The sequence below is a fragment of the Oscillospiraceae bacterium genome (assembly GCA_034925865.1).
In the GTDB taxonomy this organism is placed as follows: domain Bacteria; phylum Bacillota; class Clostridia; order Oscillospirales; family SIG627; genus SIG704.
The window spans coordinates 57,020-79,257 of record JAYFRN010000012.1 but is presented as its reverse complement, the minus strand read 5'-3'; the positions used below and the strand labels follow the sequence as shown (position 1 = coordinate 79,257).

General features: G+C 46.0%; 14 protein-coding genes. 10 read left to right on the top strand and 4 right to left on the bottom strand.

Annotated features, from left to right (window positions below):
• Positions 1-86: 86 nt before the first annotated feature.
• From VB118_06475 to VB118_06430, 10 genes are all read left to right on the top strand, one after another.
• Positions 87-1,724: an NAD(P)H-hydrate dehydratase gene (locus VB118_06475; protein MEA4832243.1), complete on the top strand. Its 1,638-nt coding sequence runs from the start codon at positions 87-89 to the stop codon at positions 1,722-1,724.
• An 89-nt stretch (positions 1,725-1,813) separates the two neighbouring features.
• Positions 1,814-2,410 carry a hypothetical protein gene (locus VB118_06470; protein ID MEA4832242.1) on the top strand — a complete coding sequence of 199 codons (597 nt, stop codon included), beginning with the start codon at positions 1,814-1,816 and terminating at the stop codon, positions 2,408-2,410.
• Between the two features lie 388 nt (positions 2,411-2,798).
• Positions 2,799-3,713 carry a ParB/RepB/Spo0J family partition protein gene (locus VB118_06465; protein MEA4832241.1) on the top strand — a complete coding sequence of 305 codons (915 nt, stop codon included), beginning with the start codon at positions 2,799-2,801 and terminating at the stop codon, positions 3,711-3,713.
• A 245-nt stretch (positions 3,714-3,958) separates the two neighbouring features.
• Positions 3,959-4,741 carry a ParA family protein gene (locus tag VB118_06460; GenBank protein MEA4832240.1) on the top strand — a complete coding sequence of 261 codons (783 nt, stop codon included), beginning with the start codon at positions 3,959-3,961 and terminating at the stop codon, positions 4,739-4,741.
• A gap of 57 nt (positions 4,742-4,798) precedes the next feature.
• Positions 4,799-5,695 carry a ParB/RepB/Spo0J family partition protein gene (locus tag VB118_06455; GenBank protein MEA4832239.1) on the top strand — a complete coding sequence of 299 codons (897 nt, stop codon included), beginning with the start codon at positions 4,799-4,801 and terminating at the stop codon, positions 5,693-5,695.
• Between the two features lie 42 nt (positions 5,696-5,737).
• Positions 5,738-7,015, top strand: coding sequence for a serine--tRNA ligase (gene serS, locus VB118_06450; protein ID MEA4832238.1), 1,278 nt, complete (start codon positions 5,738-5,740; stop codon positions 7,013-7,015).
• 164 nt (positions 7,016-7,179) lie between these two features.
• Positions 7,180-7,767 carry a hypothetical protein gene (locus VB118_06445; protein MEA4832237.1) on the top strand — a complete coding sequence of 196 codons (588 nt, stop codon included), beginning with the start codon at positions 7,180-7,182 and terminating at the stop codon, positions 7,765-7,767.
• 30 nt (positions 7,768-7,797) lie between these two features.
• Entirely contained in the window at positions 7,798-8,625 is an 828-nt protein-coding gene (locus tag VB118_06440) for a hypothetical protein (protein ID MEA4832236.1), read from the top strand.
• A 44-nt stretch (positions 8,626-8,669) separates the two neighbouring features.
• Complete coding sequence (locus VB118_06435) at positions 8,670-9,941, top strand: glutamate-5-semialdehyde dehydrogenase (GenBank protein ID MEA4832235.1); 1,272 nt, start codon at positions 8,670-8,672, stop codon at positions 9,939-9,941.
• Between the two features lie 30 nt (positions 9,942-9,971).
• A complete protein-coding gene (locus tag VB118_06430; protein ID MEA4832234.1) occupies positions 9,972-13,937 on the top strand; it encodes a heparinase II/III family protein in 3,966 nt (1,321 codons plus the stop codon).
• A gap of 102 nt (positions 13,938-14,039) precedes the next feature.
• On the opposite strand, the gene VB118_06425 is transcribed toward VB118_06430, so the two are convergent.
• The 4 genes from VB118_06425 to VB118_06410 all read right to left on the bottom strand — a co-directional run bounded on the left by VB118_06425 (position 14,040) and on the right by VB118_06410 (position 22,237).
• Positions 14,040-16,391 carry a family 78 glycoside hydrolase catalytic domain gene (locus VB118_06425; protein MEA4832233.1) on the bottom strand — a complete coding sequence of 784 codons (2,352 nt, stop codon included), beginning with the start codon at positions 16,389-16,391 and terminating at the stop codon, positions 14,040-14,042.
• A gap of 443 nt (positions 16,392-16,834) precedes the next feature.
• Complete coding sequence (locus tag VB118_06420; protein ID MEA4832232.1) at positions 16,835-19,288, bottom strand: ATP-dependent RecD-like DNA helicase; 2,454 nt, start codon at positions 19,286-19,288, stop codon at positions 16,835-16,837.
• The gene (locus VB118_06415) at positions 19,248-21,854 is read right to left on the bottom strand and encodes a DNA translocase FtsK (protein ID MEA4832231.1); all 2,607 of its coding nucleotides are present in this window, start codon (positions 21,852-21,854) and stop codon (positions 19,248-19,250) included. Before VB118_06415 ends, VB118_06420 begins: the two co-directional genes overlap by 41 nt.
• Entirely contained in the window at positions 21,833-22,237 is a 405-nt protein-coding gene (locus tag VB118_06410) for an RNHCP domain-containing protein (GenBank protein MEA4832230.1), read from the bottom strand. Before VB118_06410 ends, VB118_06415 begins: the two co-directional genes overlap by 22 nt.
• Position 22,238: the final 1 nt, after the last annotated feature.

Sequence of the window (22,238 nt, the reverse complement as noted above, 5' to 3'; positions counted from 1 at the left end):
ATACCCTTTAACTCATTTTGGCTTGTTTGAACGAGCTTTTTGGGACCCTCGTACTCTCAATAATAATGGAAGGGATGTATGCATAAGTGAAAAAGCTGTTTGACTCCGCCTCGGTAAAAGCAGCGGACGCAATGGCAATGAAGCTTGGCGGACTTAAAGAAACAGAGCTTGTAAAACGCGCGGCGGAAGCATTATATAAATATGTCGCCGAAAGAATTATTAAAACCGGTTCAAAAAAAATAGCTGTCGTCTGCGGTTCATACAACAACGGAGCGGACGGATATGCGCTTTCAAGATTGCTATGCGAAAGAAAACGCGAGCTGGGATTTACGGGACAGGCGGAAACATATGTAATTGCGCTTGATGATCCGTGCTCTGGCGCCGCGATCATCACGGCCGCCGAAGCGAAGGCTGCCGGATGCGTAATACGAGCATATTCACCTTCGGAAGGCAAACGTCTTGCGGAAGCGGATATCATTGTCGATTGCATACTCGGCACCGGAACAGATACCTCGCGTCATATCGACGAGCGGCTTAAAGAACTTATTGCAGATATTAATTCCTCAGATGCTTTAAAAATATCGTGCGATGTGCCGACCGGCGTTTCTTCTGACAATGGAAGCGTACTTACCGACATTAATTATAACGCCGATGAAAACGTAAACAGCGCGGTTTGCGTAAAAGCAGACGAAACCTGCTCGTTTATTCTGCAAAAAGCAGGTCTTGCGGTAACGCCGGGAATGCTTTATGCAGGAAAACAAGCTATCCTTGATTTTGATTTTCCACCCGAAGCGGTTTCGCTTTCAGGCATCAGATCATATCTTGTCGACGACGAAGCGTTCAATCTGCTTCCGACACGCAATATTTACGCAAACAAAGGCACATACGGAACTCTTCTGTCGCTTTGCGGATCGCCGGATATGCCCGGAGCCTCTTATATGGCCGCCTACGCAGCTCTCAGAACAGGCGTCGGGCTTGTATGCGCCGCCGCAGACAAGTACACTTTAAGCATTTTAAAACAACGTGTTTCCGAGCCAGTTTTTATAATACTTCCGAATATGTGCGTAAATCAGCGTGAAGCAAAGCTCTGTTCGGACGCTTTAATAAAAATCAAAACAAAGCTTACAGCCGTATTATGCGGCTGCGGGATTGGCATGAAGGGCGGAATCATAGATTTAATAACAAACTTATGTGATGAAACAGAAAAAAATATTCCCATGATTCTCGACGCCGACGCATTAAACCTTCTATCGGCGGATGAATACAAGGACATTAAAAAGGCTTTTTTCACAAAGCACGGAGACAGAACAATAATTACTCCGCATCCAGGGGAGGCAGCAAGACTTTTAGGCATCGATACAGAGAAAGTAAACGCCGACAGAATCGGTTCCGCAAGGCGGCTGTCTGAAATGACCGGCGGCGTCGCCGTGCTGAAGGGATACCGTACCGTGACGGCCGCACCGGGAGGAGATGTTTATATTAATCCGACGGGAAATGATGGTATGGCAAAGGGCGGCAGCGGCGATGTTTTGGCCGGAATAATCGCAGGGCTTGCCGCACAGGGAACAGGGCTCGTCCGTTCGGCGGTTACGGGGGTATATATTCACGGTATGTGCGGAGACAGGGCAGCCGAAAAGCTCGGCAAGCGATTTATGTTGCCTACTGATATGATATCATGCCTTTCCGAAATATTAATGCTTGCCGATAAAAATTTAAAGGAATAATATTAAATTCCGTGCATAGGATGTTATACAACAATATCTATATGGTATCTAACAATGTTTGTATACACCTCATGCTCGGGAGGAAAATAGTGATAAACAATAAAAAAGCTAAAGACGCAATTGAGAAAAGCTTCAATGACAGAATCAGAACAACAGTCGTCATATTTATATTTATTTTATGCTGTAATCAGATTCTTATGTCCGGATGCAGCGATGCTTACGACCGTACTCCGCAAATATCAGTAAAATTTTCTTCTCCGTGTGAATATACAGCCGGCTTTGTCATCAACGAAATGCACGGCGTGATGAATATTAAATTTGACGGAACGGATGTAATGAAAATTACGATCCAGGGAGAAAGCGATCTGTGCGGATTAATAAAAACCATTCGAGAAGACACAATCACTACTGAATTCTTAGGCTGCGAATTTGAAACCGATGCCAAAGGAGATATTTTCTCAGATCTCAGAGCTCTATTTATCTTTTTGGGAACAGCCAAATATCAATCCTCTGAAAGCGAAAATACAACAATTGTTGATGGAAAATCCGTGCGGACATATAACTTTGAACCACCACCGTCCGGCACTGAAATTAATCTTTCTGTGGATGTCGAAGGCGGCACCCCTGTAAAGCTTAAATATTCAGCTACAAACGGAAAAGATAAAATTGAATTGAATTTTTCCTGAACATACCAAAAAGCGCCGCAAACAAATGCGGCGCTTTTTTCTTACTGATGTAGATTAATTAGCCACAGCAGCAGCAGAAAAGACAAACGACAAGCGCGATTATAAGGATCCAAATCCAACAATCATCGTTGCACAGAAAATTCTTAGCGCAGTTCATATTTTTCTCCTCTCAAATAACTCTTGAAGCGGAGCTCCTCCGCTGATAATATAATATGCCAATCATGATAATTCGGTACCATCACTTTCGGCAAACTTAAAAATATTGTAATTATTGTTTTTTGTCGCACGATATGACATAATCGGCAATAAAAGTACGGTAAAATTTGAGTATAAACGTGCGAGAGTAAGAGAGAGAGAGAGAGAGAAAGAGAAAGGTAACGGCATTATTATGAACAAGTCCGGATTAAAGCAGATGAACAAAACGAATTTGCACCGCATACTTGCCGAAGCGGGTAATATTTTTGATCAAAAAGACGGGAAACCGGAAATAACGCTCATAGATATCACTGATATAGATCAAAATCCTTATCAACCGCGAAAAATATTTGAAGATGACAGTCTTATCGCTCTTGCTGACAGCATAAAACAATACGGAATAATATCGCCTCTGCTCGTTAAAAAGTCCGGCTCAAGATTTCAATTGATAGCCGGAGAACGCAGGCTCAGAGCGGCAAAGCTTGTCGCTTTTAAATCTGTGCCTTGTATAATATTTGACTCAATCGGCGAATCGCGTCAAGCAGAGCTTTCTCTTATTGAAAACATTCAACGTGAAAATCTCAACATTTTTGAACAGGCTCAAGCGATAGAAGCTCTTGTATCCATGCACAAGCTTACGCAGGAACAGGTTGCTCAAAAGCTTTCAATGAGTCAATCCGCGATAGCGAACAAGTTGAGATTGCTTCGCTTCGACGCTGATGAAAGAGATGAAATGATCAAAAATTCTCTTTCAGAACGCCATGCACGCGCGCTTCTTAAAATTTTCGAACCTGATCTTCGCAGGAAAATCATGAGAGAAGTTATTTCAAAGGGATTGAATGTAGCGGAAACAGAAGAATTTATAGAAGATATATTCAAAAGGCGAGCTTTTATTGACAGAGAAACCGTGGCGGATACAATGATACAATCTGTTGAACAGCGTCCCATCAGAAAAATCATATTAAAGGATATTAAGATATTTACAAATACAATTGAAAAAGCCGCCGAAACAGTAAAGCTGGCCGGATACGATGTTGATATCGACAAGGAAGAAACAGAAGAAGGAACACTGATGAAAATATACATAAAAAGCTGCACACATAATTAGTAAAAGCGCAATGTTTCACGTGAAACATTTTTCGACCGAAAGTAGCACAACCGGACATTCTGTTCTGTTGTACGGGAGAAAATGTTTCACGTGAAACATTTTCGGTTTAAAGCCATATGGCAATATTTCTTGACTTTCTGATACAGGGGGTATATAATATTAAAGCAGAAATACTTATGATTCTCCATTCGTTCCGAATATATAAATGTATTTTCAGCCAATTATAAATAATGGGGCGGGGCAAAATGTCTGATAAGGCAAAAATATTTTCTATGGCCAATCAAAAGGGCGGTGTAGGCAAAACCACATGCGCAATTAATATTGCCGCCGCCCTCGGCATTCTCAAAAGACGTGTTCTTCTTTTGGATTTTGATCCTCAGGGTAACTGCTCCACCGGAATGGGTGTTTTGAAAAAGAACTCAGGCGTTTCATCGTTTGACATTGTTTCCGGCGCCGCTGAAGCTTCGCAAGCTATACGAGGCACAAAATTTGAAGGTGTTGATATTATTCCCGCCACAATGGAGCTTGCCGGCGCCGAGCTTTTAATTTCCGACCGCAATAGGCGCGAATTTGTTCTTTCTGATGCTCTCGATAAAGCTATGGTAAAAGAAAAATATGACGCTGTTATAATTGATTGCCCGCCATCCCTTGGACTTTTGACTTTAAACGCAATGGTATGTTCAGATATGATAATTGTTCCCATGCAGTGTGAATACTTTGCGCTTGAAGGGCTTTCACAGCTTACTTATACTCTGAACAAAGTACAAAAGCTATACAATCCGTCTTTGTCTCTTGGTGGAGTTATTCTTACTATGTATGATGGAAGATTGAATCTTTCCATTCAGGTCGCCAGGGAAGTACAGAGATTTTTTCCGGGGAAAGTATTTAAGTCGACAATTCCCCGTGGAGTCAGAGTGAGTGAAGCACCGAGCTTTGGACAGCCTGTTGTGTATTACGACAGGAATTGTAAACCGTCTTCTGCGTATCTTGAAATTGCACGCGAGATGATTTCAAAATTTAAAATATAGTCGGTTACATATAGTCAATTCAAAATAATCAGGCAAAAGAAAAGGTATTTAAAATAAATGGCCAAGAAAAACGCTCTCGGCACCGGCATAGATGAGCTCATGCGGCAGAACACCTATGATGATGCCGATGTTATCACTCCTGTTCCTATCGAAAGGATAATTCCGGATATAAATCAGCACAGAAAAACTTTTTCGGACGACACACTTACCGAACTTTCCGAATCGATAAAGGCTCACGGTGTAATTTCGCCCCTTATAGTCAAGGCTGTAGATGGCGGAAATTATATGATAATAGCGGGAGAAAGACGCTTTCGGGCTTCAAAGCTGGCAGGGCTTACCGAACTTCCTGTTATAATAAAATCAGTCAGCGAGCAGGATGCCGCCGAAATAGCACTTATTGAAAATTTACAGCGTGAAGATCTTAATCCGATTGATGAAGCCGGAGGTTTTCAAAAGCTTATTGAGAACTTTGGTATCACCCAGGAAGAAGCCGCAAAGCGAGTTGGCAAATCCCGAACCGCCGTGACTAATGCTCTCCGTCTTTTGTCGCTGCCCGATGCCGCTAAAAACATGCTGCGCGACGGCATTATTTCAGCAGGACACGCGAGAGCGTTGCTGGCATTAAAGGACGAGGACAAGATAAGCTCACTTCTTAACAGAATAATTGAAAATTCAATGAGCGTCCGCGAAACCGAAAACGCGGTTAAAGCTCTGCTCGCGGCCGAAGGGATCAAAGAAGGCAGGATCACCGTCAAGCCCGTACCAAAAAAGCCTGACGAGATTTATCTTTCACATCTTAAATTTACCGAGCAAAAAGCATCCGAATTTCTCGGACGCAAGGTTAAGATAATTCCCGGAAACGAAGGCGCGGGTAAACTGGTGCTCGATTTCTTTGACAGCGACGACCTTGAAGAGCTTTTCGGTTCTCTCGGCGTCGAAGAGCTTTCCGAATAACAATACTAATTACATATAAATATATAATAGGAAGATTAAACCATGTTAGACATCAGATTTATTAAAGAAAACGCGGAATATGTGAAGCGTCGCCTTCTTACCCGTAATAAGGATTACGGAGCGGAAATTGATCTTTTACTTTCGCTTGATACTGAGCGGCGTGCGCTTATATCTGACACCGAAACAAAAAAGGCAAAACAAAACACTATTTCAAAGCAGATACCAGCTTTGAAAAAGGCTGGCGAAGATACAGACCGGATATTCGCCGAAATGAAGGAGCTCTCTGACGAATGCAAGGCTGATACTGACAGGATTTCCGAAATAGACGCAAAAATCGAAGATATCTTGCTCTTCATACCTAATCTTCCCGATGAAAGCGTTCCTGTCGGTCCGGACGACAGCGCCAATGTTGTTGTCAGATCATGGGGAGAGCCTACTAAATTTGCTTACGAGCCGAAAGCGCACTGGGACATAGGCGCGGAGCTTTCCATTCTTGATCCTGATACCGCCGCAAAGATAACCGGCGCCAGATTCCATGTTTACAAGGGACAGGGCGCCAGGCTTGAACGCAGCATAGTGAATTTCTTTCTTGATACACACACCGCCAACGGTTATACTGAAATATTCCCTCCGTATATGGTTAATCGCGCCTCAATGCGCGGAACAGGACAGCTTCCAAAGTTTGAGGAGGATGCCTTTAAGGTCGCGGGCACCGATTATTTCCTTATACCGACCGCCGAAGTCCCCGTTACGAATATGCACCGCAAGGAAATTCTCTCCGGAGACAGGCTTCCCATCAAATATTGTGCTTATACCGCTTGTTTCCGCGCGGAAGCCGGCAGCGCAGGACGCGATACGCGCGGTCTTATCCGCCAGCATCAATTCAACAAGGTTGAGCTCGTGAAATTCTGTGAGCCCGAATGCTCTTACGACGAGCTTGAAAGCCTCACCCGCGATGCTTCCGCTCTGCTTGAAGCGCTTGGATTGCCTTACAGAGTGTCTCTGCTCAGTACGGGAGATATGGGCTTTTCATCCGCCAAAACATATGATCTTGAGGTTTGGATGCCATCCTACAACAGATATGTGGAAATTTCCTCATGCTCTAATTTCGTCGATTATCAAGCCAGAAGAGCTGAGATCAAATATAAAAAAGATATCAAGGACAAAACAAGGCTCGTTCACACTCTCAATGGTTCGGGACTTGCCATCGGACGCACGGTTGCCGCTATTCTTGAAAATTATCAGAATCCCGACGGTACCGTTACTGTTCCGGAAGTTCTCCGCCGGTATATGGGAACCGATAAGATAGTCAAAAATTAAACCGACCGCTTTCTAAAAAAGAAAGCGGCGTATAGAACATCATTCTGTAATTCTTTTTAATTCTTATATAATTTAATGCTTTTTATATTAAGAATAAAATAATACTTCCTATACACGTATTTTTTCGTGCTGATATATGTATTTATGAGAAGGAGGACACGGCCGTGTTTTCAGAGGTGGATTTTTCAGTATATTTATACGCTGTGTTTGCGGGGGTTGTAATCGCGGCTTTATATGCGTATTACAACAAACGCATTCTTGGCAAATTTGTCAGAAAGCTTTTGGATGACGGCTGTGACCGTGTCTCAAAAGCAAAGACTCTTGACGAACTCGGTTTTAAAAAAAGCGGACTTATAAAATTTGTTCTTCGTCCCAACAGCTCGCTTTCGAATGTCGTCATATCCGCAGATATGAACACAGGCGATTCAGCTCAGCCCCGTAAATACGGCGAGCTAAAGCCCGCACGTAATTTCGCAACCGAAAGGTTTTATATCCCGTCTGATTTTCAGGCGAAGGCGGAACGTACCTATGACAGTCAGGGAACAACCATTCTTTCGGTCGTACTTACCGCAATAGTGTTTTATATAGTCCTTGTGTTGTGCTATTTTATCGTTCCGCTAGTTGTAGACTTCTCCGGCTCGATGGTAAAAAGCTTTTATAGCGACAAAACCGGGGGCAACACCGTTCTCGTCACAAATGATACTGATTATATATTGGTTCCGGAAACCACAAACGGAACCGGAGACAAATAAAACTTGTACCACCTGAAAGGAGCTTCCTGAATGGAACGCCAAGCAGCAAGAAGAAGGATAATGAAGCGGAGAAAAAAAGCCAATCCGATAATAGTAATATTTTCTCTCGCGCTTATCGCGGTGATTTTCACCGGAATATATGTATATTTTTCACTCGGATACCGATATATAGAGCTTGATAACGGCGTTAAATTTGTCGGCAAGGTAAAAGACAACGCGCCCTATCAGGGGACGGCTTTTTATCCCGATGATTCAAAAGCCAATGTAGACATGGAAACAAATACGATAAAATATTCAAACGGCGACGTTTATGTCGGCGATATTAAATATCTTTTGCGTAATGGTTCCGGTAAAATGACATATTCCGGCTTGGGCGATATATACGAGGGACAATTCGCCGAGGATATCCAGACCGGAAAGGGCGCCTTTACATATGCCAACGGCGATAAATACGAGGGAGACCTCGTCGCCGGAAAGCGTCAGGGTACGGGGGTTTATACCTGGGCCGACGGCAGCAGATATGAGGGCGGCTTCAATGCCAACCAAAAGAACGGCAAAGGCGTTTATACCTGGGCTGACAACAGCAAATATGACGGCGATTATATAAATGATGTCAAGCAGGGCACGGGGAATTATGTATTCGCCAACGGTGATATTTATACGGGCGATTTTCAGGACGACAAGCGCCAGGGCAAGGGAACATATACCTGGGCAAACGGCGAGTCATATACCGGGGATTTCCAAAACAATAAAATGCACGGATACGGTACTTATACATGGCCCGCGACGGAAACGAGCGATCAGCGCGTTTACACCGGTTATTTTGAAAACGGATTAATCGTGCTTGGAGATAAATAACCCACATGTGACATAATTTGAACAGAAAGGGTATTTTCATATAAATGACCGGAAATATTGATCAAATAGAAAAATCACTCTGTAAAATGGCTTCAGAGGCGCGCTCTGCCGCCGGATTTCTTTCATCCGTTTCCGGAGAAATGAAAAACCGCGCTCTTGTTTCAATCGCCGAGGCCTTGATAACAAACGCCGGAGCAATACTTGCCGAAAATAAAAAAGATCTTGAGCTTGCCGAAGGAAATATAAAGCCTTCCATGCTCGACCGGCTGAGGCTTACGAGCGAAAGAATAGAAGCGATTTCCGCTTCTGTAAAAAAGGTCGTCGCCCTGCCGGATCCGACGGGTCTTTCCGACGGCTGGACGCGTCCCAACGGGCTTAAAATAGAACGCAGGCGTGTAGGGCTCGGAGTTGTGGCGATCATTTGCGAATCGCGCCCTAATGTAACCGCAGACGCCTCGGTCCTCTGTCTTAAAGCTTCTGACGCCGTAATCCTGCGCGGAGGAAAGGAAGCCCTTAATACAAACCGCATGATTGTTTCCACTATCCGCACCGCTCTGGAGCAGTGCGGCTTTCCGCGCGGCTGCGTTCAGCTTATTGACAGCGCGGACCGGGAATATACGTTAAAGCTTCTCCGTATGAGCGGCCAGATTGACCTCGCCATTCCGCGCGGAGGCGCAGGCCTTATTAATTTCGTCAAAGAAAATTCGCGTGTTCCGGTGATAGAGACCGGAGCGGGAAACTGTCATATATATGTTCATGAGGATGCTGATCAAGAAAAAGCAATCAACATTCTGATCAACGCCAAAACCCAGCGCCCGTCTGTATGCAATTCAGCCGAGGGGCTCGTCGTTCATTCCTCGATTGCCGCTTCCTTCCTCCCAAAGGCAGCGGAAGCTTTACAGCAAAAGGGCGTGGAAATACGCGCCGACGGACGCGCATGTACGTTTATTAACGATCCGAAAATCGTAAAAGCGACCGAAGAGGATTTTTATACGGAATATGATGACCTGATCATATCCGTAAAGGTCGTTGACTCCCTTCAAGAAGCAATCGGGTTTATAAACGAACACAATACCAAGCACAGTGAAGCGATAATAACCGAGTCACTCTCCGCTTCCGATGAATTTTCCGCAAAAATCGACGCCGCATGCGTGTATACAAACGCAAGCACGCGTTTCACCGACGGCGAGGAATTCGGCTTCGGCGCGGAAATAGGAATATCCACCGGTAAACTCCATGCGAGAGGTCCTATGGGCTTGAACGAACTGACCTGCGTCAAATATGTGATTACCGGAAACGGACAAATAAGGAAATAACAGTTCTGAATAACGAAAGGTATTGGCGATATGCTGAAGAAAGCTGTCTCTTTTCTTCTCGCCGTGATGATATCGGCCGCGGCATTATGCATTCCGCGGCCTCTTTTGTCTTGCGCAGCTTCCGATGAACCGCTTAAAACGCGCGCGACCTTCTATACAGACGAAATGGTTATAAACGCAAGAGAAAATGCCAAAAAGTATTCGTGGGCAAAATCAGCCGTGGATTCTACGGTAAATTCGGCGGATTATTATCTTTCGAAGTATTCACTGGAAGACCTGTGGGCTCTTATCCCAAGCCAGAAGGTATTCAGATCCTACGGGGTAAATCAAACCTACGGGTGTTTAAACTGCGGAAATTTAATCGATAAATTCGGCAATTATCCGTATAAATACGACGTTGTGAACGATCCCTGGAAGATCACCTGCCCTAACTGCGGTATGAAATTCCCGACAAACGATTTCGGAGCTTATTACAAATCAGGGCTTGACGCAAACGGCATTTTCGATCCTTCAAAAGCCGACCGCTCCTTACTTAAAAATACACTTTATCCTGAAAAAGGCGAAACCTGGGGAGTTGACGACGGCACGGGCTATGTCGCACCGGACGGAAAGAAATACTTTTTTATCGCATACTATACTCACTGGGCGTTATGGGAGAGCCTTATTCCCAATCTTATTCAAACCTTCAGTCTTGCTTACCTCTATACCGGAAAGCAAGTCTATGCCGACGCGGGCATTGTTATGCTAAGCCGCATTGGAGACCTTTATCCTTCCTTCACGCTCTCCGATCAGAAATGGGCCGACGGTTATCGGCACAGCGGCGGAGACCATGGCAAGATTATCGGCAGCATATGGGAAACCGGTCTTGTCGATTACTTCCTGAAGGCCTATGACGGTCTTTTTCACGGCTTTCCCGCAATGGGAGACAAGGCGTTAAGCCTGCTTGAATCAAAAAGCACAAAAATCCAAACCTATAAAGACATAATGGTCAACATTGAAAACGGACTTTTTAAAGAGGTTTTCCCCGAGGTAAAGTCCGGAAACATTCACGGCAACAACGGTATGCACCAGTATACGCTTGCCCTCGCGGCGGTGATCCTCGACGACAGAACGCTTTCAAAGGTATGGCTTGATTATTGCTTCGCTCCGGGCGGCTACGGAAATCTCAGCGTGACTTTTGTCAACGATGTCGACCGCGACGGCTTTGGGAACGAGGCCTCTCCGGGATACAACGGCGGGTGGATAAATAATTTTATAAGTATTGCCGATCTCCTTGACGGATATGTTATAAACGGCACACAGCAAAGCTATTCTCTATATGATAACGTAAAATTCCGCAAAATGTTTGATTCCATGCTAAATCTTCAGACGACCAAATACTTTACTCCCGCCATCGGCGACGCGGCCTCCACCGGGATACGTTATACCGCCCAATCCTCGGACATTCTTTTAAAGGCATATCTGCGTTATTCGGACGTGTCATACGCTCAAAAGCTGTACTATATGCTTGGCGGCGACGTCAAAAAATTAAAGCTTACTATATGGGACGAGAATCCCGAGGCGATCGGATCGGAGATCGAAAATGCCGTCAGGCTAAACGGTGAATATCAGCTTTCAGAGCAGAACCTTACCGGATACGGCTTCGCCTCATTGCGCAATATATACAATGCCTTTGAAAAAACCGCCGAAGCTCTTTATACCACGGTATATTCAAACAAGTTTTCGGTCATAAACGCAAGGATACAAACGGGATTAAGCCGTACTGAAACGCAGCTTGTATTCGTTCCGAAACGCGTTAATCAGCTCATCTCCTTCGGCTTTTATCTCAACAATACCGAAGCTCCATATACGCTTTCAGCCGACTCTGAAAACTCGTCCGGCGTGTTTGACGTATATTTCGACGGTCAGCTCATAGCAAACAATATGAACTTCACGGACAGCACTCTTATTTCTGATAAAATATATACCTGCACCGGTTATCATGTAATCTCCTTCGGCGCGAGCGCAAAGGATTCAAAGCTTGCGATCACCTCGCTGAGCTTCGGCAAGCATACCGACGAGAAAAAGCAAACCGCAAAGAACACAGAAACCGCGTCATATATGTACTACGGGCGCAACACCGGTCACGGTCACGCCGATACGCTCAATATCGGGCTTTACGCGTACGGTATTGATTTAATGCCAGATCTGGGATATCCTGAATTCTGCGACGGAACGCCTCATCAGGTTTATTGGGTTGAGAATACGGTAAGTCACAATACCGTGCTCGTCAACGACCGCAGAGGCACAATGCAGATTGTCGCGCAGCCATACAGCTTTGACTCAAACGATTTTGTCGACCTGATAAGCGTCGGTGCTCCGCGTGTTTATCCCGTCACCTCCGAATACAAGCGTACCACCGCCCTGATAAGATATGACGACGATATTTCTTATCTCGTCGATTTCTTCAAGGTCACCGGCGGCACAAAACAGACCTACAGCTTTCACCCGGCACAGTCAAGCGCTGTCGTCACTTCCGGCGTCGAGCTTGTTCCTCAGACAGACGAAAAAGGTGAATATATAGGCACGCTCGCCGGACGCGACGTGAAATGGGGCAGCGGTAATTCTGAAAGCGGATACCAATACCTTGACAAGGTGCGCAGAGACGATAGCCCCGATGAAAAAAAGGTCGAATTCGACTGGTCAATAATCGATACGCGGAATTACTCTATGTTGAAAAACATCCACCTTAAGCTGACCTCCTTCGGCGATTTTTCCTCTGTCATACTCGCCAACGGCACGCCGCCGCGCAATAAATCAGGCAACCCGTCCGGACTCGATTACGTATTGCTGAACCGCGAAAAAGACGATGGTCTCGATACAATGTTTACTTCAATCATTCAGCCATACAGAAATTCGGCTTATATTGTTTCTTCTTCCCTATGTGAGATACGCCTTTTCGGTAAAATTGTGACCGGCGAGGATATAAAGGCAATAAAGCTGACCTTTAAAAACGGCCGCACGGACTATATCGTCTGCTCATCCGACGAAGCTCATACATACCAAATAGACGGCTTGTTCTACTTCAGGGGCTTTTTTGCCGTCTACAGTGTCAGAGGAACCGAAAGCGTTGTTTATACAAACATGGCGAAAATCAATGCCGATACCAGCCCTTTAAAAATTACAGGAACGGTCAGGGCTTTTACAAAGGAGCTGTCCTTTGACAATTCGATCACGGTTTCGCTCAACTCCGATATCGATCCTGCCAAGCTTTCCGGAAAATATATCTGCATCGGTAACGACAGCATCCGGAACTCGTCATATAAAATTCTCTCCGCAAAACGCGTTCAGGACGAGAACGGCGCGAATTATATTCTGGATATCGGTGATATCACTCTTATAAGGCAGTATAATGATTTAAAAGATCTGTCAAAAGGGTTTTATTATGATATATCCGCCGGACGTACCGCCTGGATCCCTCTTTCGGGGCTTAAAGGAAATTACGAATTTCTTTGCTCGCGCGAATGCGATCCGGTCGAGTATGTAATACCCTCAAACAAGCTCAGGGCCTCCGCCTCGCCAGGCGAAAAAGCCGCGAATATATACATAGTCAACACTCAGATCAAAAACCTTTTCGAATCGCCCGAATACTCGATTTCCATTGATCCCGGCTATTCGGAAGGACGAATGTTTACGCTCAACGGTAAAACGCTATATACCTCCGATGAGTTCAAGCCGGGGCTTTCCGCATACAATGTGCTTTTCAACATCGAATACAAGGGAAATACATACCGGCGCGAGATTTATCTTTTCACAGCCGACAACGATTCGCCCTATACCGTTATGCCCGAAGGTCTGACGCTTTACGAAAGCTATGAGAATTCTGAGCAATGTATCCTGATAAATCCACAGCAGCTTCCTGAAAGAATCAATTTCTTTTATGTCGGGCTTGCTTCGTTCTGCTCCGCGGCGATCCTTTTCGGGACTTTCTTTTTTCTTAGGAAACGCCGGGATTGAAAAAATAAAACAGATAGCTGCAGCAAAGCTCATTAATTTGCTGCAGCTATAGCTTTTTCTATCGGGCAGGCGCTTTTCAATTTACTATCGGTCAGGCGCTTTTCAATCCGTATTCCTGTCCTTTTGTTCCGCTTTTATCACCCTGAATTCTCCGGTCTTCAACCTACAGAAGGCGGCAGAATTGTCGAATTTATATCCGGCGGGAAGTGTTATAAAGCCCTTCGCGCCGTCCGGCGCGGAAATTTTAAGCTCTATTACTCCTTCATCTGTCCGAGTCCACTCGACGGAAACATTTCCGCAGGGGATATCATGACGCGCATAAACATGAGAGAGCTTTTCGATAAAGCACGGTTTTATGTCAACCTCATCTGCCGAAGCAAGCCGCGGATTCACTCGTATCCCTCCCGGATAAGATATAAACCACGCCGAAATATCTCCGAAGAAATGGTGATTCCGGGAATTCGGAATCACGCCTTCGCTCCTGAAATCCTCCCAAAGCGAAGTTGCGCCGCGCCTTATCCAGTTTCCGTATGACGGGTAATCTGGGTGCATGATCATTTCATAGGCAAGATCGGCATATCCGAAATCTCCGAGCACTCTGAATATAGCGCGCGCTCCGAGTATGCCAACGTCGAAATGACCGTTTTTTGATTCTATCTGAGCTATAAGCGTTTTGACTGCAAACGGCTTTTCCGCCTGTTCGAATATGTCATGGAATATTGCCATTGCCTGTGTTGTCTGACAGTTTCCGACCGCTGTAAACGTGCCGAAATCAATAAGACAGTCTCTGACCGCGGTCCTGAGCTCAGAGGCTATATTAGCGGCAAAATCCCTTTGAAGCTTCATTCCGATACAGTCGAACATATCCCGCGCCTTTTGCGCTATGCTGATTACGGTGACTGTGTCGGTGAAGACAAGCGGCGCGGAAATCGCGCTGTTTTCATGCCCGGCCTGACACCAATCTCCCAGACCGATTTCGATAAGATTGTTTTCATCGCGCCTCGAATAAACATAATCGAGGTATCTTAATATCGCGTGTGCGTTATCCCGGATTATCTTTATATCTCCGGTATATTTCCATACATAATAAGGCAGATATGTCAGAACCGAGTCCCATGCAGGACCGTTTCCCCAATCAAAGCCCCATCCTGCCGTCGGCACTATTCCGGGAATCGCACCGCGCGTATCCATTGCTCCGCGTATGAGCACAAGCCATTGCTCATAGCTCTTTGCGGCGTCAAAGCTCATCATTATCTGCTCCGCTGACAGAGCCGCGTCTCCGGTCCATCCGTTTTTTTCTCTTTGCGGACAGTCCGTCGGAAAATGATAAAAATTCGACAGATCGGAATTGATTGTCATTTCGTAAAGTCTGTCGGCGGCGTTGTCGGAACAGCGGAAATCGCCCGTGCGAATAAGGTCTGTGTGCATGATCAGCATTGTTACAAGCTCATCCGTGGCCTGCTCGGCGGTTATTCCGCACACAAGGCAATATCTGAAGCCGAAATATGTAAACGACGGAACATATATTTCCTCTCCGCCGCCCTTTAAAGTGTATTCAATCCGCTGCTGCTGCGCATAGGGAATGAAGCTGATGCTTTTTAAGTTTAACTTACCGTCGGCTTCGAGCGTTTCTCCGAATAACAGCACTATCTTCTGATCTCTTGCGCCGTTTATTTTCAATTTTACGGAGCCTGCCGTATTTACTCCGAAATCATATAAATATCCCTTCGCCTCCCGTTCACAACGCGGGAAATAAAGCGTTTTTGCTCTTTCCGTTTCGCCGTATCCGGTATCCGCCGCTCCTTCTGAAACAGAAACAGGCGTTATTTCTTTTGATATAATGACAGGCGGCACATCGTTCATCCGTCTGTTTTTGATCCCGCGCGGCGCTCTTACCGGAATTGCGCTGCTCCATCCGGAATCATCAAAATCCGCTTCGCTCCATCCGTTGATTTCAAGCCGGGCGTCGTAATATTCTCCGATCCTCAGGTCATCCAATAAAATCGCCGACGGGTGTGTCAGGACTGATGAATCGGATATAATTTCATTCTGTTTTAAGGATGAAGCATATGAATATTCCAGTGAAAAAGCTGTCATCGGCGCGCTTCGCCAAGCGGCCTTGTCAAAATCCCATGTGTCGCCGCCAAGCGAATTCTGCATTCCGTTTCCGAGAATAATTCCGAGCGCGTTTTTGCCCTTTTTCAATAGGCAAGTTATCTCATATTCATCATAAAAAAGCGCGTCATCCGGATTTGTAATATACGGAGAAAGCATTCCGCGCGTTATTTCCGTGCCGTTTACAAACAATCTGTAAAACCCGAGCGCACAGATCGTTATCTTCGCGTTCTCCGCCTCCGCTTCGAGAATAAAGCTCTTCCTCATAAGCGGGGCGGGTATATATTCCTTATAATCACTGTATTTTTCCGTGGCGGAAACAAACGATGTGCTCAGCATTGACTTTTTCCTCTTATTTGTTTATGTGGAGAACGTCGGGGGGCTTTTTCGCGAAAAAGTCCCCCGAACCCCCAAAAAGCTCATTTAAGAAATTTTTAATATTGTTTGAAATGGTTGGAAGCTTTTTCGCGATAAAGTCCCCAGATCACCAAAAAGCTCATTTAAGACATTTTAATATTGTCGGAAACGGTTGATGGCTTTTTGCGATAAAGTCCCCCGAACCCCCAAAAAGCTCATTTAAGAAATTTTTAATATTGTTTGAAACGGTTGGTGGCTTTTTCGCGAAAAAGTCCCCGAACCCCCAAAAAGCTCATTTAAGACATTTTAATATTGTCGGAAACGGTTGATGGCTTTTTGTAATAAAGTCCCCAGATCACCAAAAAGCTCATTTAAAGGCTTTTTAATATTGTCGGAAACGGTTTTAGCAAACCCCAAAAAGTTCTTTAATAATTTCTTCTTTCTTTTCCTTCATTCTCCTCAGAGAGCATTTCGGAAAGACCCGAATACCTCAGCGCATGGCGGTTATTGTCAACCATCGCCTTTACCGAGGCCTCTTCTCCTATCAGAATCACCATTTCCCTGGCGCGCGTTATGGCGGTATATAATAGATTTCGCGTCGACAAAAGCGAACCGGCGGTCAGAAGAGGTATTATTACAACCGGATATTCGCTTCCCTGGCTTTTATGCACTGTCACCGCGAACGCGTGCTCTATTTCGTCAAGCAGGCTGAAATCGTATTCGCATTTTCGTCCGTCGTAATCGACGGTCAAGGTAAGGTCTTCTTCGTCCACCGTCTCGATGTAACCGATATCTCCGTTGAAAACACCGGAGCCGCTGACTTTTCCTGTTCCTGTTCCTGTCCCTGTTCTCTCGTCCGATTCCCAGTTCAAGTCGTAATTATTCCTGATCTGCATCACCTTGTCGCCCTCGCGAAAAACTGTGTCGCGATATTTGTGCTCGCATTTTCCCGAAGACGGAGGATTCAGCTCCTCCTGCAGCATAACATTGAGAGCTGAGGTTCCGAGCTCTCCCTTGCGGGTAGGCGTTATAACCTGAATTTTACCGGAAATCTGGTCTCCGTATGCTTTTGGAAGCCTGAACTTTACAAGCTCGCGCAGCTCTGAGACGATCTCCGAGGGTAAACGGCGGCGGATGATAAAGAAATTTCCATCCTTTCCGCTCGCGGCCGGATATTCTCCGCGATTTATTCTCTGCGCGTTGATTGCGATATGGCTATTACTGTCCTGTCTGAAAATCTCGTCAAGACGGCAAACCGTAAAAACCTTGCTTTTTATAATATCGTTCAATACATCCCCTGCTCCGACACTCGGCAGCTGATCTGCGTCTCCGATGAGGATAAGCCTCGCACCCGGTTTAATCGCCTTTAAAAGCGAGGAAAACAGGAATACATCCACCATTGACATCTCGTCAGCTATCAGCGCGTCAAATTCCAGGAGATTATTTTCGTTTTTTGAAAAGTTCAATTCATCGTTTTCGGAGAATTCCGTTTCAAGAAGACGGTGAATTGTTTTTGCTTCGCACATCGTCGCTTCTGACATGCGTTTTGCCGCGCGCCCGGTCGGCGCGCATAAAGCCGCCTTTATTCCGAGACGCGAAAAAATCCCGAGTATGCACTTGATTATCGTCGTTTTTCCGGTTCCGGGACCGCCTGTGATTACTGTTACCGGGCTCTCGAGCGCATTGGTAACGGCTTTTTTCTGCATGGCGGCAAATTTAATGCCTGAGTCGGCCTCGCTCCGCTCTATCTGAGCCTGCACGCCGTCCACCGCGCCTATCATGCTGACGCGGTTTAACGCGCACAGCTTTTTTGCGATATATTTTTCGCACATATATGTGGACTGCAAATATATTGCGTCTGTCCTTTTACCGTCCTGTTCCGTGAATTCGCGGTATACAAGTTCTCCTGTGCCCATCAAATTGTCGATAGCTCCGAAAACCGTCTTTTCAGGAATGTCAAGCATTTTGGCGGCCGCCTCCGCGAGCTTATACCTCGGAAGATAACAGTGTCCGTTTGACTGGGCGTTGTAATTCAGCAGGTATTTTATGCCCGCGCATAACCTGAATTCCGAATCGGCCTTGTGGCCGAGTGATATGGCCATACTGTCCGCTCGCTCAAAGCCTATTCCGTAAATTTCATCGCACAGAATGTACGGATTTGATCTTACGAGGTCTATTGCCGCGCTGCCCCATCGTTTATAAATTCTTACCGAGGTGCTTACTCCGAAATAACGGCCGAAAAACATCATTATGTTTCGCATGCCAAACTGCATTCTGAAGGAATCGCTTATTTCACGCGATCTCTTCGGCGATATTCCTTTAATGTCACACAAGAGCTCGGGCGAATTTTCAATGACCTCGAATGTCGCTTCTTTAAAGCGATCCACGATTTTCCCAGCGAGCTTCGGACCGACGCCTCGCACGGCATGTGAAGATAGATAACGCTTGATGGATTCCGCGTCACCCGGTAGCTTTTTTTCGAAATATTCGACCTTGAACTGCTCGCCGTATTCGCGGTGAGTAGTCCAAACACCATATGCGGCGATTTCTTCGCCTACGGAAAGCATGGGCATTGTGCCTACAAGCGTTTCATGATTGCCGTCAGGAGACGAAATCACACAAACAGTATATCCGTTTTCTTCGTTCTGATATATGATTTCCTCGACTTCGCCGCTTAGCTTTTCTTTTCCCTCCGGATCAAAAGCGGGGTCCGCTTTTTCTTTTTGCATTGTGAAACCTTTATGTTTTATTTTTGTAATTGAGTTTCTTGCCAGGCTTCTTTTCAAAGAAGCCGCGTTTCTTCGCCGCGTTTCTTCGCTTCGTTTCTTTGCCGCATCCTCAGGACTTATATTGATCGTCGCGCTGCTGGCGCATTTCAAGATACTGCTCTGAGGTTATTCTCAATTCGCGTGGCTTGCTGCCGTTCGGGCCTCCGATAACGCCCATTTTTTCCATCATATCTATGATTTTCGCGGCGCGTCCGTAACCTACGGAAAATTTACGCTGTAAAAGCGAGGTTGCGATCCCTCCGGTTTCCACAGCGCATTTTATTGCTGGCCAGAGCAACAGATCTGTTTCGTCGTCTATCGCGATGCCCTCTCCTTCCTCAGAAACCGCGCCGCGTTTCTTCTCTCCGCAGCGTGCGGCTTCGCGTTCAATCGATTCCATAATATCCTCTGAATATTCCGAGGCGACATTGCTCTTTAAAAATTCTGTTATCGATTCGACCTCTTCCTCGGAAACGTATGCGCCCTGAACCCTGATCTTTTTCATATCTCCTACCGGGGCATAAAGCATATCGCCTCGTCCTAACAGCTTGTCTGCTCCCGCCATGTCGAGGATAACGCGCGAGTCGACAATAGAAGCGACCGTGAACGCTATTCTCGAAGGAATATTTGCTTTTATAAGACCCGTGATGACATCAGTGGACGGACGCTGAGTTCCGATCACAAGATGCATTCCGGCCGCCCGCGCCTTTTGTGCAAGACGATTAATGCTTGTTTCGACATCCTCGCGTGCGGTCATCATGAGATCGGCCAGCTCGTCGATTATAATTATGACGAGCGGCAGCTTTTCCCTTTCGGGATCGTTATTTGCTGATTCGTTGTAATATGTTATATTCCGCGCACGGGCGCCTTCTAAAAGCGTAAAGCGGCGCTCCATCTCGTTTACCGCCCAACAGAGCGCACCCGCCGCTTTTTTCGGATCGCTGACAACAGGTACCAGCAAATGCGGAATTCCGTTGTATACGCTAAGCTCGACCTTTTTTGGATCGATCATAATAAATTTTACTTCATCGGGACGGGATTTATAAAGTATGCTGACAATAATGCTGTTGATACAGACCGATTTTCCCATACCGGTGGCGCCCGCTATCAGAAGATGCGGCATTTTTGACAGATCACAGAATACAGGCGCGCCCGCCACATCTTCTCCGAGGCAGGTATATACCTTATTCTTGTTCTTTTTGAACTGCTCTGTTTCAATAAGCTCTCTCACATATACCATGGCAACGGCTTTGTTCGGTATTTCAATGCCAACGGTTTCTTTTCCGGGGATTGGCGCCTCGATGCGTATGCCCTTCGCCGCAAGCGCGCGGGCAATATCGTTTGAAAGGTTTTCGATTGATTTTACACGCACACCAACATCCGGCTGAAGCTCGTATCGGGTTACAGTCGGTCCTTTTGATATATCCCTTATCTTTGTCATAACCCCAAAACTCTGAAGAGCATCGACAAGCTTTTTTGCCGTCTCGTTCTGCTCGTCGAAATCGCTCTGCTGTTTTTCCGGACCCTTCTGAAGCAGAGATATCGGCGGAAAGCGATATGTATCCTCCGCCAATGCCTGCGGCGGCTCGACTTTTTGCGCAAGATCAGACTTTTCTATAATCAGCGTTGCCTCTGCCGCCTCTGCGGATTCAGCCGCGGGAATGGCGGAAAAGCGCTCCGCAACCGCCGTATCCTCGTTTTCATAAAATATGTCTTTTAATTCCTGGGTTATCGTCTTTTCAGGTTCAGGAACCGCCTTTGAATTCAGCGCGGACTTTTCCGGCTTCAGGGCGAGCTTTCCGACAGCTTTCTTTGGATTTAAATTCCTGATATCGTCGCCGTCGTCCTGCGGCACTTCCTTTATGTTGATTTCCGTGATCTTCTCGTCTTCAATTTTATCTTCCGGTTTTGCGGCGGGATCGGCGACCTCTACATTTACTTCATATTCCTTGCGCTTCCGGCTTGATGCGCTCTTCTCCGCCTGTTGGGCGGCGTATTCCTGTTTTTCCTTTATACGGGCCGCGGCCGTTTCCGGCGTTTCTAAAACAATATCGTCGTCACAATTTTTTTCTCTTTTCGGAAAAACGGCGCGGAACATTTCCGCCGGCGTCATTCCGAACAAAAAGCTGCCGAACAACAACAGCGCGACGACCGCGAACATACCGGTCAGCACCTTTCCGAAGGCTGGAACAAGCAGATTATGCAGCGCTCCGCCTACAAAGCCGCCGCCGGTCAGTGCGACGCCGCTTTCATAAAGCTCCTTGACGGAAAGTCCTCCGCTTTGATTGGAAAAAAGCGCGAATACCACATCGGCAAAAATAATGCAGATAAGAGAGAACAGCCATTTATATCTGTATGATCCGTTTTCAACATCTTTTTTAAAGAATACCGCGTGGTTGACTAATAGCACAGGGATCAGATAAGCCCCGACGGAAAAAACGCCCCGGAGAGCGCTTGCGATGAAGCCTCCGACGCTGCCTGTGGATTTCGTGAGAAAAAGTATCATGCCAAACGTAGCCGCCGCCACACAAATTAAAAACGGAGCCAGTTTGAAAAGCATTTCATTTTGTCCGTGTGCGGTCTGCTCCGCGCCTTTTTTTCTTGCGGGCGAAGGCTTTTTTTCCTTTTCACTATGCTTTGCGGTCGTTTTTTTGGTTACTTTCTTTTTCTGGGCCATTTTTTATTTACCTTGTCCTCATTATCCTCAATGCTGTCGCTATGATTTTTAATATTGTTTTTAACTTCACCCGAAGGGGCGGGAACGTTCGTGAGACGGATAAGCAAAGCCGTATCGTCGTCATTCGCCGCGCGGCATCTCGCGCTTCCGCCGCATTTTTCACATACATATATAATAACAAAGCCCTTTTTTGAATCAGGTTGTACGGATATCGGAATAAGTTTTCCTCCGCATTCGTTCGCTCTGTCACCGGGATTGATATCAACATGCAATGACATCAGACATTTCGGGCAATGATCCCGCGAGGAATATCCGAGCGGCATTACCTGCGCGCCGCAGCCCGCGCATATGAATCCGTTGTCGTTTTTAGTAAAGGTTTTCATT